At 40.2% G+C, this 15,454-nt stretch carries 16 protein-coding genes, 1 pseudogene and 1 riboswitch; of the genes and pseudogenes, 5 read left to right on the top strand and 12 right to left on the bottom strand.

Annotation, left to right across the window (positions count from 1 at the left end; translation table 11 throughout):
• Positions 1 to 122: 122 nt before the first annotated feature.
• From arsC to GZ63_RS0115330, 4 genes are all read right to left on the bottom strand, one after another.
• Positions 123 to 560: an arsenate reductase (thioredoxin) gene (arsC, locus tag GZ63_RS0115345; protein ID WP_029271054.1), complete on the bottom strand. Its 438-nt coding sequence runs from the start codon at positions 558 to 560 to the stop codon at positions 123 to 125.
• Positions 561 to 594: 34 nt separating this feature from the next.
• Entirely contained in the window at positions 595 to 1,893 is a 1,299-nt protein-coding gene (locus tag GZ63_RS0115340) for an arsenic transporter (RefSeq protein ID WP_029271052.1), read from the bottom strand.
• A 16-nt stretch (positions 1,894 to 1,909) separates the two neighbouring features.
• Positions 1,910 to 2,254 (bottom strand): ArsR/SmtB family transcription factor, encoded by a 345-nt coding sequence (locus GZ63_RS0115335; protein WP_029271050.1) that lies wholly within the window; start codon positions 2,252 to 2,254, stop codon positions 1,910 to 1,912.
• A 156-nt stretch (positions 2,255 to 2,410) separates the two neighbouring features.
• On the bottom strand, positions 2,411 to 2,806 hold the full coding sequence (locus GZ63_RS0115330) for a VOC family protein (RefSeq protein ID WP_029271047.1): 396 nt from the start codon (positions 2,804 to 2,806) through the stop codon (positions 2,411 to 2,413).
• Between the two features lie 252 nt (positions 2,807 to 3,058).
• On the opposite strand from GZ63_RS0115330, the gene GZ63_RS18530 reads away from it, so the two are divergent.
• Both GZ63_RS18530 and GZ63_RS17635 read left to right on the top strand, forming a co-directional pair.
• Complete coding sequence (locus tag GZ63_RS18530; RefSeq protein ID WP_051681520.1) at positions 3,059 to 3,604, top strand: hypothetical protein; 546 nt, start codon at positions 3,059 to 3,061, stop codon at positions 3,602 to 3,604.
• Between the two features lie 366 nt (positions 3,605 to 3,970).
• A complete protein-coding gene (locus GZ63_RS17635) occupies positions 3,971 to 4,072 on the top strand; it encodes a YjcZ family sporulation protein (RefSeq protein WP_084179343.1) in 102 nt (33 codons plus the stop codon).
• 524 nt (positions 4,073 to 4,596) lie between these two features.
• Here GZ63_RS17635 and GZ63_RS17630 read toward each other — a convergent pair.
• Positions 4,597 to 4,686: pseudogene (locus GZ63_RS17630) on the bottom strand (YjcZ family sporulation protein); the annotation flags it as partial.
• Between the two features lie 220 nt (positions 4,687 to 4,906).
• Positions 4,907 to 5,032 (bottom strand): YjcZ family sporulation protein, encoded by a 126-nt coding sequence (locus GZ63_RS17625; protein ID WP_084179337.1) that lies wholly within the window; start codon positions 5,030 to 5,032, stop codon positions 4,907 to 4,909.
• 582 nt (positions 5,033 to 5,614) lie between these two features.
• On the opposite strand from GZ63_RS17625, the gene GZ63_RS0115305 reads away from it, so the two are divergent.
• On the top strand, positions 5,615 to 5,893 hold the full coding sequence (locus GZ63_RS0115305) for a YppG family protein (protein ID WP_029271043.1): 279 nt from the start codon (positions 5,615 to 5,617) through the stop codon (positions 5,891 to 5,893).
• Positions 5,894 to 6,133: 240 nt separating this feature from the next.
• Here GZ63_RS0115305 and GZ63_RS0115300 read toward each other — a convergent pair whose 3' ends face one another.
• The 3 genes from GZ63_RS0115300 to glmS form a co-directional block, all read right to left on the bottom strand.
• Entirely contained in the window at positions 6,134 to 6,448 is a 315-nt protein-coding gene (locus GZ63_RS0115300) for a DMT family transporter (RefSeq protein ID WP_029271041.1), read from the bottom strand.
• Positions 6,448 to 6,798: a DMT family transporter gene (locus tag GZ63_RS0115295; RefSeq protein ID WP_029271039.1), complete on the bottom strand. Its 351-nt coding sequence runs from the start codon at positions 6,796 to 6,798 to the stop codon at positions 6,448 to 6,450. The genes GZ63_RS0115300 and GZ63_RS0115295 overlap by 1 nt, the downstream gene beginning before the upstream one ends.
• Before the next feature lie 58 nt (positions 6,799 to 6,856).
• Positions 6,857 to 6,954: riboswitch (guanidine-I (ykkC/yxkD leader) on the bottom strand.
• A gap of 180 nt (positions 6,955 to 7,134) precedes the next feature.
• Complete coding sequence (glmS, locus tag GZ63_RS0115290; protein ID WP_029271038.1) at positions 7,135 to 8,937, bottom strand: glutamine--fructose-6-phosphate transaminase (isomerizing); 1,803 nt, start codon at positions 8,935 to 8,937, stop codon at positions 7,135 to 7,137.
• Between the two features lie 686 nt (positions 8,938 to 9,623).
• Between glmS and zwf the strand changes: the two genes are divergently transcribed.
• Together zwf and GZ63_RS0115275 are read left to right on the top strand one after the other, a co-directional pair.
• Positions 9,624 to 11,108, top strand: coding sequence for a glucose-6-phosphate dehydrogenase (zwf, locus tag GZ63_RS0115285; protein ID WP_029271035.1), 1,485 nt, complete (start codon positions 9,624 to 9,626; stop codon positions 11,106 to 11,108).
• 308 nt (positions 11,109 to 11,416) lie between these two features.
• Entirely contained in the window at positions 11,417 to 12,370 is a 954-nt protein-coding gene (locus tag GZ63_RS0115275) for a hydroxyacid dehydrogenase (RefSeq protein ID WP_029271033.1), read from the top strand.
• Between the two features lie 154 nt (positions 12,371 to 12,524).
• On the opposite strand, the gene gndA is transcribed toward GZ63_RS0115275, so the two are convergent.
• The 3 genes from gndA to GZ63_RS18205 all read right to left on the bottom strand — a co-directional run.
• Positions 12,525 to 13,937: an NADP-dependent phosphogluconate dehydrogenase gene (gene gndA, locus GZ63_RS0115270; protein ID WP_029271032.1), complete on the bottom strand. Its 1,413-nt coding sequence runs from the start codon at positions 13,935 to 13,937 to the stop codon at positions 12,525 to 12,527.
• 175 nt (positions 13,938 to 14,112) lie between these two features.
• Positions 14,113 to 15,186, bottom strand: a complete 1,074-nt coding sequence (locus GZ63_RS0115265; protein ID WP_029271031.1) for a glycosyltransferase family 4 protein — start codon at positions 15,184 to 15,186, stop codon at positions 14,113 to 14,115.
• 83 nt (positions 15,187 to 15,269) lie between these two features.
• A partial coding sequence (locus GZ63_RS18205; RefSeq protein ID WP_198020953.1) for a hypothetical protein occupies positions 15,270 to 15,454 on the bottom strand: 185 nt, incomplete at its 5' end.

The raw sequence follows: 15,454 nt of genomic DNA, 5'->3' as shown, positions 1-15,454 counted from the left end.
TAGCCCATGCTGGGCGCACTAGAAAAAACCCATTTTGAAAAAAATGGTTCAAAATGGGTTTTTCCATACAAAAGGACTTTTTATAAAGGAAGGTTTATACAAGTCGCATCTAGATGCAGTACCTAAAGATGATGCTTTTTTCGCTTTTCTTTTTCCGCAAAACGTTTCATTCTTTCCCCTATTTCATCTCGTACACGCTGGAATACTTCCCAGTTTTCTTCCTCTGTTCCTTCTGCCTTTGCAGGATCATCAAATCCCCAGTGTTCACGCTTGACATGAGGTGGTGTCATCGGGCATTTATCTGCCGCATCCCCACAAAGCGTAATAACCATCGTTGCATGATTCAAAACTCCCGTGTCGATGATTTCTGATTTTTGATTGGAGATATCCATCCCTACTTCCTTCATTGCCTTAACAGCATTCGGATTCAAACCATGGGCTTCTACTCCCGCGCTTTTAACGTCCCAATTGTCCTTAAGATAATGTTTTGCCCAGCCTTCCGCCATTTGACTGCGACAGGAATTCCCTGTACATAGGAAATAGATTAATTTTTTTGTCATCCTTGGCCTCCTTCATATATCCCTAAAAAAATGCTTATAAAATCACTAATGTCAAAAACAGTCCGCATAAGGTGATAAACAGAATTGGAATTGTTAAAACGATCCCTGTTTTAAAATAGGTTCCCCATGAAATTTTTACCCCTTTTTGCGATAAAACATGAAGCCATACCAATGTCGCGAGTGAACCAATTGGTGTGATTTTTGGTCCTAAATCGGATCCAACCACATTAGCGTAGATCAGTGCCTCTTTCATTACACCGGATGTACTTGTTTCGGCAATTGCAAGCGCATCAATCATTACTGTCGGCATATTGTTCATAATGGAAGATAAAAATGCTGCAATAAAGCCCATCGCAATCGTAGCGACGAATAATCCTTGTTCTGCTGTTGTTTCAATAATAGTAGCTAACGCATCTGTAAGCCCGGCATTCCCTAGTCCATATACCACGACATACATTCCGATGGAGAAAAATACGATATCCCAAGGTGCCCCTTTTAGGACCTTTTTCGTATCAACCGCTTCACTGTTTCTTGCCATAAGGATGAAGAAAATAGCGATGATGCCTGCAACAATTGAAACAGGAAGTGTAATAAACTCACTCACAAAATAACCAATGAGTAATAATCCAAGCACATACCATGAGACATGAAACATTTTATGGTCTTTTATTGCAGAACTAGGCTCACTTAATTTAGAGACATCATAAGATCTCGGAATACTTTTTCGAAAGTAAAATAATAATATAGATATCGTCGCCATTAGTGAAAACAGGTTCGGAATAATCATTCTAGAAGCATATTCTACAAATCCAATACCAAAGAAATCGGCCGAAACAATATTAACTAAGTTACTTACGATAAATGGCAAAGATGTTGTATCCGCAATAAATCCACTCGCCATAATAAACGGAAAAACCATTTTTTCTTTGAAATTTAAATTACGAACCATCGCTAGCACAATAGGTGTCAGTATTAAAGCTGCACCATCATTCGCAAAAAAGGCAGCGACCATTGCACCTAATATACTTATGTAGACAAACATCTTTATTCCATTGCCTTTTGCGACTCGAGCCATATGAAGTGCTGCCCATTCAAATAGTCCAATTTCATCCAATATTAATGAGATTAAAATAATCGCAACAAAAGCAAGCGTTGCATTCCAAACAATTTCTGTTACAGCTATTACATCATGAAACCCAACAACACCTACGATTAAAGCAATGATTGCACCGCCGATTGCAGACCATCCAATGGATAACCCTTTTGGCTGCCAAATAACGAAAACAAGTGTTGCTAAAAAGATTAAAATTGCTAGTATGAGCGTTGATGTCACTATATCCCCCCTTCCATTAACAGCAAATAATACGCGTACCTTTTTCCTCTAATTCTTTTAATTTCTGATCTTGACTCGGTAATTGGTCAAGAATTTGCTGAACAAATGGATAATATTCATTGTCTTTATTAATCGAGTAAAAGATCCACTGCCCTTTCCGTTCCTCTTCCACCAGTCCAACGTCCCTCAACTTTCTAAGATGTTGGCTAATGGACGGTTGACTCACTTTAAAAATCTCAACAAATTCGCAAACACAACAATCGTGTTTATCCAGTATTTTTACCATGGTTAAACGCGTTTTATCACCTAACAACTTTAAAATCATTGCTGCCTTTTCCATTTCAACGGTTGTTTGAAGCATATTGGTTTCACCCCTCTTTCATTTCTATATCATTATATAATTAATTGCTTATATAGTGCAAATTTGTATCTCCATTTTGTGTTCCTTCAAAGCACCGATAGTAAAAATAATAATACTTATTCTTAGTAGTAGGAAAACAGGAAGTTCCCCATTTTATTAAGGTAGATTGAGTTGCCACGAAACGCCAAAGCGGTCATTGAGCCAACCAAATTTTTTACTAAAACCATACTCATCTAAAGGCATAAGTGCTTGTCCATCCTCAAGGAGCTTCTCATAAAGATTCACAATTTCTTTTTCCGAATTACATGTAAGAAAGATCGAGAACGAAGGTGTAAACGAGAACGGATGTTTTATATTGCTGTCAATACACATAAATTCTTGCCCCTTTAAGGTGAAAACAGCCTGCATGACAGTTCCTTCTTCCCCAGCTTCATTCGCTCCATATCGAACAATTTTTGTAATGTGTGAATCCTCCATGAGGGACGTGTAAAAATTCATAGCTTCTTCTGCATTTCCATCCTGAAACATTAAGAATGGCGTGACCTTTTTCATTATAAATCCACTCCTTCTCCTACCTTTTTTCTAACAGTATAAATCATTTCGTAATAGAATATCCATTTTTCTTCTAACCCGCGGCGATTATTGAATAAGAACAAGCGATGCTAGGCTAGGATGATGCGTACAGCTCTGATACGGTATGTAGGGCCGGCAATTATCCTTCCATAAAATTTTTTGTATCTTGGACTTCCTCCTATTCATATAGTAGTAAAGTGACCACCTAAAAATGTAAGGAGGAATTTTTCCATGGAAGAAGAATTCAACATTGAAGCGAAACAATCGGCTAATAGAGAAGATCAAAAACCGGTAACACCGGATTATGGTGCTGGTCCTTCAAACGTACCATATTATATCCCTACTCCTGCGCCGCACCCAATGTATGCCCAGCCTGATTATCGTCATTGTGGCATGATGTATGGTTATCAGAATAACTATCCTCAAACATGGGATAATCAAAGTTTCCATATGCAATCAGATAACAAGAGCGCGGTGCACCAGCGTTACATGTATGATTTATGCAAAAGGTACAAATATCATTTCATCCAATGTGAAGGTATGGATGGTCAAATGTATGATGGCATTATTGACGGTGTATCGGACGAAGATGTCTATCTACTTATGCCTGTAGGAGATATGGATAGAGAGAATCAAGGGGATAAGCCACGTCAGTTTGATTATGGCTATAATTACGGTTATGGAGGATACGGTTATCCAAGAAGGTTCCGCCGCTTCAGACGCAGACGTTTTCCATTTTTCTCCTTGAGACGGCTCTTCTTCCCGTATTTCTATTAACCTCTTTAGGGTATCAGCAATCGAAAGGAATCACTCCCCCCTTCTTCTTAAAATCTAGATTCACCGCCGTTTTTACGAGATTCAGGCATGTCAAACAGGCGCAATCCTTATCACAGGAATGCGCCTGTTTCTGTATGCTCAATCATAAAGTCATGCCTTCCTTTCGATTTATTTCCATCCCTTCGTCATGCGTCCATTCGAAATCAGCTTTTTAACATATGCTATATTGTGAGGATCTCATTCATTAAACAACACGACACATCTCCAGCTGTTGTCTAAAAACAGTTGACTGTTTGCATTTAACGTGGGAGAAAACACTAGTCATTCCATCCTCATAAATATCACCTGTAAGAAAGGAGAGTATATATGTCTAATTATGGTGGATACGGATATGGCGGAGGATTTGCGTTGATCGTCGTTTTGTTTATCCTTCTTATTATCGTAGGTACCCGTTTTACTGGATATTAAACTAGGACAGGGGCTCAGTCCCTCCTAGTGAAGGAAAGGTGTACAACAATGTCAGCTAAATATTTATATCATCATGCTTGTAAGTACTACAGAAAACCAGTGGAAGTCAAAGATTACGATGGTAAATGTTATCGCGGCGTTCTTACGGATGTTACACCTAGGGGAATTTACGTTTCTTCAGGCAGAGGAGGATCCTTTTTTCCTTTCTTTGCAATCACTTCCTTAGTATTGTTAACATCTTTATTCTTTTTCTAAATATAGACAAGTATCCTAATAATAGGTTGACTGCCAACTCGGTAGTTAACCTGCTTTTTAAAGGGGGATCTCTTTTCTAGATTGTATGGATTAGGTGCCTAATTATCTTTAAACTTATAACAAAGGGAAAATAATAATAAGCCGAATTTCACCCCTAACCTGATGAAATTCAGCTTTTTATTTTCAAAAAGGTCCCCAACGTTTTGAATCCGTGTCTTTTTGGTGGTAACGCTTAACTTATAGCGTCTAACCTTTAATTTTTTGGTTCCTTAATAACCGTGTCCAAATGCTCCAGCGCCTACAATAATTAACAGAATGAATAATACGACGATTAACACAAAGCTACCACCATGGCCGTATCCGCCATAGCCACCATGGCCACAACCATAACCATATCCACGGGACATAAAGGATCCCTCCCTCTATAGTATTAATCGCTACCTAAACGTTCGTAAAACCCCGTTTAACTCCTCTGCGGGGGATTACGAACGCAACAGTACTTCATTAACCTTTTTTGACAGATAACCTTTTTAGCAGATAATCCCTCAAATTAATGTTAATTATTTTGAATCAAGTCTTTTAATATCCGTATCCGCCGTAACCCCCAAAAGAGGCACCGACAATGATCAACAGTACAAACAGCACAACGATTAGCGCAAAGCCACCACCATATCCATATCCTCCATATCCATGTTCATCTGACATTCGAATTCCTCCTTTATGATTTTCATCACTAATAACCTATGACAAATGGTTTCACTTTGACTGGGTATACGCTTATTATTTCTTTAAAAGAATGTTAAATCGTTTATAAAAAAGTTCGATGAAAAGCATCTCACACCCCTGCTTTTAGGGAGTAAGAAAAATACTTCTACAACAGGATTTTCTTTCATCCTCAAACACCTTCATTATAGAAATGCTCCTTTTACTTATTTCTAAATCAAACGTTTGTAATGAACCCTAGATGAAAAATTTTTTTACCTATTGTATTCAAAGACCTAGACGTAAACGCCTATACATCGATAATTCATGAAGAATAGGATACTAATATCTGCATATGTTAGGGGGATAAAAATATCTGAAGACAATCAAAAGAAACGAATTAAGCCACGCTTAATTCGGCAATTCCTTTTATTTTAGGTGGCTCCGTTTTCACATGCGAAATACAATTTATTCCATTCTATTTCGTTTGAGGATCTTGTTGTAATAATCGCTCTTAACATTTGCGTTTCCCACCGAAGTTTATTTACCAATGAGTTAGACAATCATAACAAGGGAGTGTGATTTATGCATTTTCAAAAGAAACCCAGCCAAAACGACGACAGGCCTATGGGGCATCCATTCGATATGATGTTCGGTATTCGCCCCCCCTCTTCTCAACAACCGCCTCCTACAAATCAAACTACGCAGTCCGACCTTTTAAACCAAATGATGTCGGAATTCAAAACACCAGAAGGCGACTGGGACATGGATAAACTATTTTCAACTGCAGAAAAAACGCGGGAATTAGCTGGACAATTGAAACAAATGGGTAGTGGTGTATTTTCATTATTGAAAAACAAATAATATCTAAGGATGTTTGCTTCCCTAATAAAAGGCAGCGATGATGACATCAATGGTTCAAAAACGAGGGTTGTCCCTATATAGTTTGGGGCGATCCTTTTCTTATACAACGGTATGTATCATCATGCATCCATTTTAGTCATGAAAGGAGATGGATGTAAGCCTTCTAACGCTTGCTCAGTCCATTCCAACTTCATTTATAATTCTCCCTGGTTTTAAGTAATTAGGCTTTCCAATGTTGGTTTATGAAATAAGTTTTAATCCGATGGCTGAACATAATACCAAAATTATAAAGACTATTCTTTTCCAATCCTTTGATTCTCCAAAAACAATCATCCCAATTAAGGCACTTCCTACAACACCAATCCCTGTCCAAATTGCATAACCTGTTCCCATAGGAATAAATTGCAATGAATAACTTAAAAATGCAAGACTTGAGCCAAATCCTAAAATTAATAAAATAACTGTTTGCCAATTTCGTTTTACAGACAATTGATTAATCATTGCAACACCAAATATCTCGAGTATACCTGCTAAAATTAAAGTAAACCAAGCCATCAAGATTCAACTCCTTTCTTAACCTTGTCACTTTTATTTTCTGTAACTAATTTCAAACCAATAACTCCTGATAAAAGTACTGCTATTAGGAAAATTTTCCCCCATCTGAATGGTTCACCAAAGAAAAGTATTTCTGCAACAACAGTACCTCCTGTACCTATACCCACAAAAATAGCGTAAACAGTTCCAGCAGGAAGTACTTGTGCTGCTGATATCATTAAATAATTGCTTACTATAATCAGAATAACCGTACCAGTCCATGTCCATAAATCATGTGAATGAGTTAATCCAATCACCCAAAAAATTTCTAAAAAGGCAGCAACAAATACTTTAATCCAGTTTATATTCATCCAAATTACCTCCCATTTTAGATAAAATAAAAAGCCCAAGAGAAACTGTTTAACAGTTATCTCCCAGGCTTTTATCCTTCCGTGACACAGCATGACTGTGAGTTTTCTCTCGGACCAGACCAACAACATGGTTACGGAACCCTAGAAAACATTTTATTTATGCAATTGTTTATCGTTAAACATACATTTTAAACGAATTCAAAAAAGCATTTTCAGCAATTAGGCACGATTGTGGAATTATCACACGCTCACTCATTAACTTAATTGTATCAAACTTTTTCATAAATGATCAAACTTTTTTCAAATCCACGAAACATGATGAACTTTCCATGTCCCTTACTCCACTGTCACACTCTTCGCTAAATTCCTTGGTTTATCCACATCACAGCCACGATGTAATGCTGCATAATATGCCAGTAACTGTAAAGGGACAACCGTCACAAGTGGTGTCAATAATGCATGCACGTGTGGTAAAACAAAGGTATCATTTTCTTGCTCAAGCCCTTTCATACTAATGACCATTGCATTTGCTCCCCGAGCCACTACCTCTTGCACATTGCTGCGAATGGCGTAGTTGACATTGGCCTGTGTTGCTAGTGCGATCACCGGTGTTCCTTCTTCAATGAGCGCAATCGTTCCATGCTTTAACTCCCCGCCTGCAAAACCTTCCGCTTGAATGTAGGAGATTTCTTTCAGTTTTAATGCTCCCTCTAGGCATACATAATAGTCACTGCTGCGGCCAATGAAGAAAGCATGACGTGCTTTTTCCAGATGGTTTACAACAAGATCTTCCATTGCTTCTTTTTGATCTGTTAACATCTCCATCGCATTCGCAGCAATTGCCAGCTCCTGCATCGGATCAAAATCCAATGTAATACCTTTTGCTTGTGCAGCGTCTACTGCCAAAATCGCTAGAACAGCTATTTGCGCAGTGTATGCTTTTGTTGATGCGACAGCAATTTCTGGCCCTGCATATAGATGCAATGTGTAATCTGCTTCACGAGAAAGGGTGGACCCTGGCACATTTGTAATCGTCAGTGCTGGATATCCCATTGCTTTTATTTTAACTAATACGGCACGGCTATCAGCTGTTTCTCCGCTCTGGGAAATAAAGACAAATAACGGTTTTGCCGATAAGAGCGGCATGTTGTATGAAAACTCACTTGCGACATGGACTTCAACTGGGATTGCTGCCAGTTTTTCAATGACCTGCTTTCCCGTCCATCCTGCGTGGTAACTTGTGCCACACGCAATTATATAAATGCGATCGCATGCTTTTATTGCTTCACGTACATTTCGATCCAGCTTCAACTCATTATTTTCGTTTTGATACGCTTTAATGATTTTTCGCATAACAATGGGCTGTTCGTCAATCTCTTTCAACATAAAGTGCGGATATGTTCCTTTTTCAATATCCCATGCATCCAATTCAGCTGTATATGGTTTGCGATGAACAGCAGTGCCATCAAGCTTCTGAATCTTAACATTGTTTCTATTTACCAGAACAATTTCCTGGTCTAAAATCTCCAAATATTGATCCGTTACATTTAATGTTGCCATTGCATCACTTGCTACAACATGAAAGTCGTTTCCAATACCCACTAATAATGGACTTTTGTTTTTTGCAACATAAAGTGTCTCCTGGTCTTCTGCATCCATCATACCAATTGCATAGGAACCTTTTAAAAGCCTCACTACTTGGCGAAAAACCTCAGCAGTATCCTGGTATTGCGCACAAAGCCTTTCCATGAGCTGAACAATCACTTCTGTATCTGTTTCACTATTAAACGTTACATCGCTGAGATATTCCTTTTTTAATTCTTGATGGTTTTCAATAACCCCGTTATGAACAAGTGTAAATCTGCGAGACGCGCTTTGGTGCGGATGTGCATTCTCTTCGCTCGGTATGCCATGTGTCGCCCAGCGGGTATGGCCGATTCCCATTGTTGCATGAATCGAGCTATCCACTCGATCCCGGAGTGCTTTGACGCGACCTTTCACCTTGAAAAGACGCATTCCATTATTATTTTGCATCGCGATCCCAGCTGAGTCATAACCGCGATATTCTAATTTTTCAAGACCATTTAATAATAATTCCTTCGTATCATTTTGTCCGATATAACCAACAATTCCACACATATCGTCGTTTCCTCCTTATTAAAGGGGCAACAAACGTCCTTTACAAGGGAATTTTTTCTCCTATTTGCAAGACTCCCAGATGCAAAGGTCTACTTACGCTTCATCTGACCTCTTCCATCTCATCTCTGTTTCGGGGCGTGTTGCCCCTTTCTCGTGATCGTTTATTTTTCATCCTGCTTATCCTTTTGTACAACAAGTTACCTCATTGGTTTCAGAACAACGCATAACGATTGGGATGTGCAATCGGGAGGAATCCGCCGAAAAAACTCGATTAGCCTCCACCTCGTCAACTATTTTCCTGACCGGTCTGAAAATAGTTCTGGCGCTTTTCTTGTCTCTTAACAACGATCCACCTTTCCATTATAATTAACCCTCTTCACATGACAAATGTAAGAAGATGCAGTTCATTTTAACCAACAAGCATTCGTTTTGTCAATTTTTTTCAGAGGGAGTATGAATTAGTATATGAAAGCAAGCAAAGTTTTTTGCTATGTTAACATCTTTTCATTTTAAACGCATGAACATCATCCTTGAAAAGGAGCGTATGACTCATGTAGACTGTAACTATCCACAGTAAGAACGGACGATGAAAAGTATGCGTCCACGGGCAGTTGATTAAACACCCCCTTTCCTATATGAATCGGATATTCAGAAAATTATTTTAATAAAATTGAGGTGGACGTGTTGTGAGTAATAAACAAAAACCAAAAGCGGTTATTGTTATTTTTGGAGTTACAGGGGACTTAGCTAAACGCAAACTGTTCCCATCCATTTACAGGCTCCGTCAAAATGGAAACATTGGCGAGGAATTTGCAGTGATTGGTGTCGGGCGAAGACCATGGGATAACGATACATTGCGGGACCATGTAGAAAAATCAATTGAAAACAGCTTTGGCATGCGAGAAAATCTAAAGAACTTTACTTCTCATTTTTATTACCACCCTTTTGATGTGCAAGAAGCATCCACTTATCAAACCTTAGGTACGTTAATCAATGAGTTGGACGCGGAATATCAAACGGATGGTAATAAAATCTTTTATTTAGCAATGGCACCTGAATATTTTGGCACGGTAGCCAATCAAATAAAAGAAAATGGACTAAAGGAGGGCACCGGCTGGTCTCGCCTTGTGATTGAAAAACCATTCGGCCATGATTTAGAATCTGCAAAAAAATTAAACAATAAGATTCGCGCAGCTTTTGAGGAAAACCAAATTTACCGGATCGACCATTACTTGGGAAAAGAAATGGTACAAAATATTGAAGTAATCCGTTTTGCTAATGGACTTTTTGAACACTTATGGAATAACCGCTTTATCGAAAATATTCAAATCACATCCAGTGAATCACTTGGTGTTGAAGAACGAGCCCGCTACTATGATCACTCTGGAGCAACCCGGGATATGGTACAAAACCACATGCTTCAGATGGTTTCCTTGCTCGCGATGGAGCCGCCAATTAAATTAACGACAGAAGAAATTCGCTCAGAGAAAATCAAAGTACTTCGTGCACTACGCCCCGTTGAAAAAGACCAAGTGGATGAAAACTTTGTGCGCGGACAGTATGGAGAAGGCTCTATCCTCGATGAAAAGGTACCGGCATATCAACACGAGGCAGAGGAACTAGCCGCTTCCAATACCGAGACCTTTGTAGCTGGAAGGGTTATGATCGATAATTATCGCTGGGCAGGGGTTCCATTCTATATTCGTACAGGAAAGCGGATGACAGATAAATCAACCAAAATCGTTGTGGAATTTAAAGATATCCCAATGAATTTATATTATGAAAATAAAACGGATAAACACCCAAACTTACTGGTCATTAATATTCAGCCAGATGAAGGGGTAACTCTCCACCTTAATGCTAAAAGGGGAGGAACCGGAGCATTTGCAGAGCCTATCAAGCTCGCATATAAAAACACTGGAATTGATGGAGTTAATACACCGGAAGCATATGAAAAACTGCTTCTGGACTGCATGCTTGGTGACGGAACGAACTTTACCCACTGGGATGAAGTGGCACTCTCCTGGCAATATGTCGATGCCTTACTTGACGTTTGGGAAAATAAAACAGCTCATTTCCCGAATTATGAATCAGGATCCATGGGGCCAAAAGAAGCAGAGGAACTCCTTGAAAAAGATGGCTTTCACTGGTGGCCGATTTTAGATGAATAATGGATGATGGTAAAGGAAGCAAAAAGGCATTTTTGCTTCCTTTTTTATATGCTGCATTTTTCGGATTCAGCGGTGCGGGGTTACTTTATTTATTCAGCGCTTCTGAAATTTTATCAGCGCATTTCCCGATTATTCAGCCCTTCACACATATTGATCAGTGCTCGCTGCACCTAAAGAGTCGCTTCTTTTCTTATTTTATATTATTTTTCCCTGTCCTTGCATATAATCAGTAGCGCGAAACAGTTTACAACAAGGAATAATCAGGAACAGATAGATAAGTTGATCATGATTACAGGGAGTGAATGTTCATGAAGGTGCTTGTGACCGAGTTGATGTGGGATGATGGGATGAAAGAGCTCAAGCGAAGCGGCTGCTCTGTAGACTACGATATGGAACTGGGGCGAAAAAGAAAGGAATTGCTTGCATTGGCACCAGCGTATGATGCACTCATTGTCAGGAATGAAACAAAAGTCGATGCTGAATTGCTTGACGTGGCAAAAAACGCCAAAGTTATTGGGCGACTTGGTGTCGGACTGGATAACATCGATCTAGGTGCAGCATCATCCAGAAACATACCGGTGATTACGGCTAAACATGCAAATGCTACGTCTGTTGCGGAATATGTGATGGCGTCCATGCTGGATGCGTATAGACCGCTCCATCATGCAGATGCTGATGTACGACGTGGTAATTGGAATCGGAAATTTTTTACTGGTAATGAATTAAACGGGAAAACACTTGGCCTCGTCGGAATGGGCGAAATTGCCCACCGTGTCGCGAGAAGAGCAAATGCTTTTGGAATGGAGACAATCGGTTATGATCCGTTCGTTACACCGTTCGACCATATCCTGGCAGAAACCGGAGTTCGATCAGTAAACACGCTGGATGAACTGCTAGTTGCATCCGACTTTGTATCGGTTCATGTCCCGCTGACAAAAGAAACCCGGCATATGATCAACAAAAAGAATTTTCCGCATATGAAACCTCATGCCTATGTGATTAATGCGGCAAGAGGTGGAATCATACACGAAGGGGATCTCATCGAGGCTGTACAATCAGGGGAAATCGCTGGAGCATACCTTGATGTGCTGGAAGCAGAGCCAATTCCGAAAGATTCACCGCTCACACAGATTGCATCTATCCGTCTTACCCCGCATATTGCCGGCGCCACGAATGCCGCGCAGTCCCGGACAGCCATGCTGATTGCTGAGGAAGTGATGAAAGTACTTAACGGCGGTCAGTCGCTTTGTGCGGTGGTTTGATTTAGAGGCGTTTTTAGGATAGGAAAGAACAGCAGACATAAAAACTTCCGCACCCCGTATAAAAGGACTGCGGAAGTTTTATTTTCCAGTATTCAGTGCTTCACACTAAAACAGCACAAAAAAGAGCAGAACATATTTATTCTGCTCCCTCTCCCTATTCATTTATCCATTCGGTGTGGAAGGTACCTTCTTTGTCGATGCGCTTGTAGGTGTGCGCGCCAAAGTAGTCGCGCTGTGCCTGCAAGAGATTTGCCGGTAATTTTTCGGAACGGTAACTATCATAATACGATAAAGCTGCCATAAATCCTGGTACAGCAATGCCATTTTCAATCGCAAGGGCAATCACTTTACGCAGTGACTTTTGATAACCCTCCGCAATTTCTTTAAAATACGGATCCAGCAATAAATTGGCTAGGTTCGCATCCCGGTCGTAAGCTTCTTTAATTTTTTGCAGGAATGCCGCACGGATAATACAGCCCCCGCGGAATATCATCGCAATTTTTCCGTAATCCAAATTCCAATCATATTCCTCTGAAGCAGCTCTCATTTGCGTGAATCCTTGTGCATACGAAACGATTTTACTCATATAAAGCGCCTCGCGGATTGCTTCTATCAGTTCAGCCTTATCGCCCGCATATGGCTGAACTTCCGGTCCTGACAGCACCTTACTTGCATGGACACGCTCGTCCTTCATCGCGGAGATAAAACGGGCAAACACTGATTCAGTGATAATTGGCAGTGGCGTTCCTAAATCGAGTGCGCTCTGGCTCGTCCATTTTCCAGTTCCTTTTTGTGCCGCTGTATCCAAAATCATTTCAACAAGCGGTTTTCCTGTTTCTTCATCTATTTTGGTGAAAATATCAGCGGTAATTTCGATCAAGTAACTATCTAATTCCCCTTTATTCCACGCTGTAAATACCTCATGCAGCTCATTGGCCTCTAATCCTAGCACATGTTTCATAATAAAATATGCCTCTGAAATGAGCTGCATATCGCCATATTCAATTCCGTTATGCACCATCTTCACGTAATGGCCGGCACCGTCCGGACCAATGTAAGTTGTACAAGCTTCCCCGTCTACTTTGGCAGAAATAGCTTCTAAAATCGGCTTCACAAGGTCATATGCCTCTTTTTGCCCACCAGGCATAATGGATGGCCCTTTTAACGCTCCTTCTTCTCCGCCGGAAACACCTGTACCGATGAAGTGGATGCCGTATGCTTGTAGTTCTTCGCTTCGGCGCTGTGTATCTTTAAAATAAGTATTTCCGCCGTCGATTAAAATATCCCCTTGATCAAGATGCGGCAGCAGCGCCTGAATCGTAGCGTCTGTTCCGCTACCCGCTTTTACCATCAGCAAGATTTTGCGGGGCTTTTCCAACGATTCGACAAATTCTTCGATACTATATTGAGGGGTCACTTGCTTCCCCGTAGCTTCTTTCATCATGTTTTCCGTTTTTTCTGGTGATCGATTGTACACAGAAACAGAGTAACCTCGTGATTCAATATTAAAGGCTAAATTTTTCCCCATGACTGCAAGCCCAATCACACCGATTTGTTGTTTTGACATAACTTCTTTCCTTTCGTATTCCAACGTAAAAGCATCCTATTAAAGTTAAAAATACCATAGATAGGCTTCATGATGCAAACAAAGCCTTCATCAATTAACGGAATTTAGACTACTTTCTGATTTCCATATTTAGTAAACAGAAAAGGGACTCCTATTTTTTAGAAAAATCCCCTTCTTAGCCTTTTTCTTTTTTCATGAATGGTTTTGTAATTTTATCTAAAATGGGACGCTTTCCACCTAATACAAGCCCTGCCATTTCAGCAAAAAGATGCAGGAGGAAAAGAATAAAAAATGTGATAATAAGCGAGGTCGTAATCGATGCATTTTGAAAGAGTATTGCCAGAACCCCGAAAATAGCACTGAACGTATAAATAATCAAGACCGTTTTCCGGTGACTGTATCCTTTTGCGATCAGTTGATAGTGAATATGTTTATTATCCGGCATCATGATACTCTCTTTATTATACGCCCTGCGAACAATAGCAAAAACTGTATCGAAAATCGGCACCGCTAAAACAATGACAGGAATGATAAAACTAAACAGCGCTATATTTTTAAAAAGGCCCAGCATGGAAACAACAGCGATCATGTAGCCAAGAAAATTGGACCCCGTATCCCCCATATAAATTTTGGCCGGATGAAAATTATGATATAAAAATCCAAGATTGGAACCAATGAGTACGATACATAGGTAAGCTGCCATCAGCTGCTCATCAATGAGTGCCATAACAAACATACTGCTAAACGCAATCGTTGTAACACCCGTGGCAAGACCATCCAAACCATCAATCAGGTTAATCGCGTTCGTAATCCCGACAACCCATAAAACGGTGATGAGTACACTAAAAAAACCGAGATCAACTACACCAAGGAAAGGAAGTGTGATACGTTCAATAATCAGTCCAGATGAGACAAGAAAAGAGGCCGCTACAAGTTGACCTGTGAGCTTGGCAACGGGACGTAAACTGAATCTGTCGTCCAGCGCTCCGGTTAATATAATGACAATCCCGCCAAGTAAAATTTCCGGTAAATGTTCATGATGCGGCTGCAAATAAAGTGCACCTAAAAAAGCACCGATGAAAATAGCAAGTCCACCTAGTCTGGGAGTAACTTCTTTATGTATTTTACGGTGGTTGGGCAGATCAACCGCCCCAACCTTAATGGCTAGCTTATTTACTGGATAAGTAACTAAAAAAGCGGATACGAGGGCAATAAAAAATGCGATGGCTAAATCAGCATAATTAAACATAATATTCTCCTTGCTCTAGATGTTGCACCATCTCATTCCTGGTGTCACCGTCCTGTTGTCGGATTTCTTAAATTATAGCTTATTTATGTCAAAAAAGGCAAATAATAGTCGGTTGATATACTGCCTATCCGGTTGATTTCCATTCTCTCCGGACGATATGCTGTCCCTCCGGTTGATTCCTCTCCCCCTCCGGACGATATGCTGTCCCTCCGGTTGATTCCTCTCCCCCTCCGGGCGATATGCTGTCCCTCCGGTTGATTCCTCTCCC

It is taken from the genome of Virgibacillus alimentarius, from assembly GCF_000709085.1.
In the GTDB taxonomy this organism is placed as follows: domain Bacteria; phylum Bacillota; class Bacilli; order Bacillales; family Amphibacillaceae; genus Virgibacillus_B; species Virgibacillus_B alimentarius.
This window is presented reverse-complemented; position numbering and strand designations above follow the sequence as displayed.

What these genes read in the sequence shown, in the direction of transcription:
- arsC (WP_029271054.1), bottom strand. Translation starts at nt 560, where the DNA reads ATGACAAAAAAATTAATCTATTTCCTATGTACAGGGAATTCCTGTCGC.
- GZ63_RS0115335 (WP_029271050.1), bottom strand. Translation starts at nt 2,254, where the DNA reads ATGCTTCAAACAACCGTTGAAATGGAAAAGGCAGCAATGATTTTAAAG.
- GZ63_RS0115330 (WP_029271047.1), bottom strand. Translation starts at nt 2,806, where the DNA reads ATGAAAAAGGTCACGCCATTCTTAATGTTTCAGGATGGAAATGCAGAA.
- GZ63_RS18530 (WP_051681520.1), top strand. Translation starts at nt 3,059, where the DNA reads ATGGAAGAAGAATTCAACATTGAAGCGAAACAATCGGCTAATAGAGAA.
- GZ63_RS17635 (WP_084179343.1), top strand. Translation starts at nt 3,971, where the DNA reads ATGTCTAATTATGGTGGATACGGATATGGCGGAGGATTTGCGTTGATC.
- GZ63_RS17625 (WP_084179337.1), bottom strand. Translation starts at nt 5,032, where the DNA reads ATGTCAGATGAACATGGATATGGAGGATATGGATATGGTGGTGGCTTT.
- GZ63_RS0115305 (WP_029271043.1), top strand. Translation starts at nt 5,615, where the DNA reads ATGCATTTTCAAAAGAAACCCAGCCAAAACGACGACAGGCCTATGGGG.
- GZ63_RS0115300 (WP_029271041.1), bottom strand. Translation starts at nt 6,448, where the DNA reads ATGGCTTGGTTTACTTTAATTTTAGCAGGTATACTCGAGATATTTGGT.
- GZ63_RS0115295 (WP_029271039.1), bottom strand. Translation starts at nt 6,798, where the DNA reads ATGAATATAAACTGGATTAAAGTATTTGTTGCTGCCTTTTTAGAAATT.
- glmS (WP_029271038.1), bottom strand. Translation starts at nt 8,937, where the DNA reads ATGTGTGGAATTGTTGGTTATATCGGACAAAATGATACGAAGGAATTA.
- GZ63_RS0115275 (WP_029271033.1), top strand. Translation starts at nt 11,417, where the DNA reads ATGAAGGTGCTTGTGACCGAGTTGATGTGGGATGATGGGATGAAAGAG.
- gndA (WP_029271032.1), bottom strand. Translation starts at nt 13,937, where the DNA reads ATGTCAAAACAACAAATCGGTGTGATTGGGCTTGCAGTCATGGGGAAA.
- GZ63_RS0115265 (WP_029271031.1), bottom strand. Translation starts at nt 15,186, where the DNA reads ATGTTTAATTATGCTGATTTAGCCATCGCATTTTTTATTGCCCTCGTA.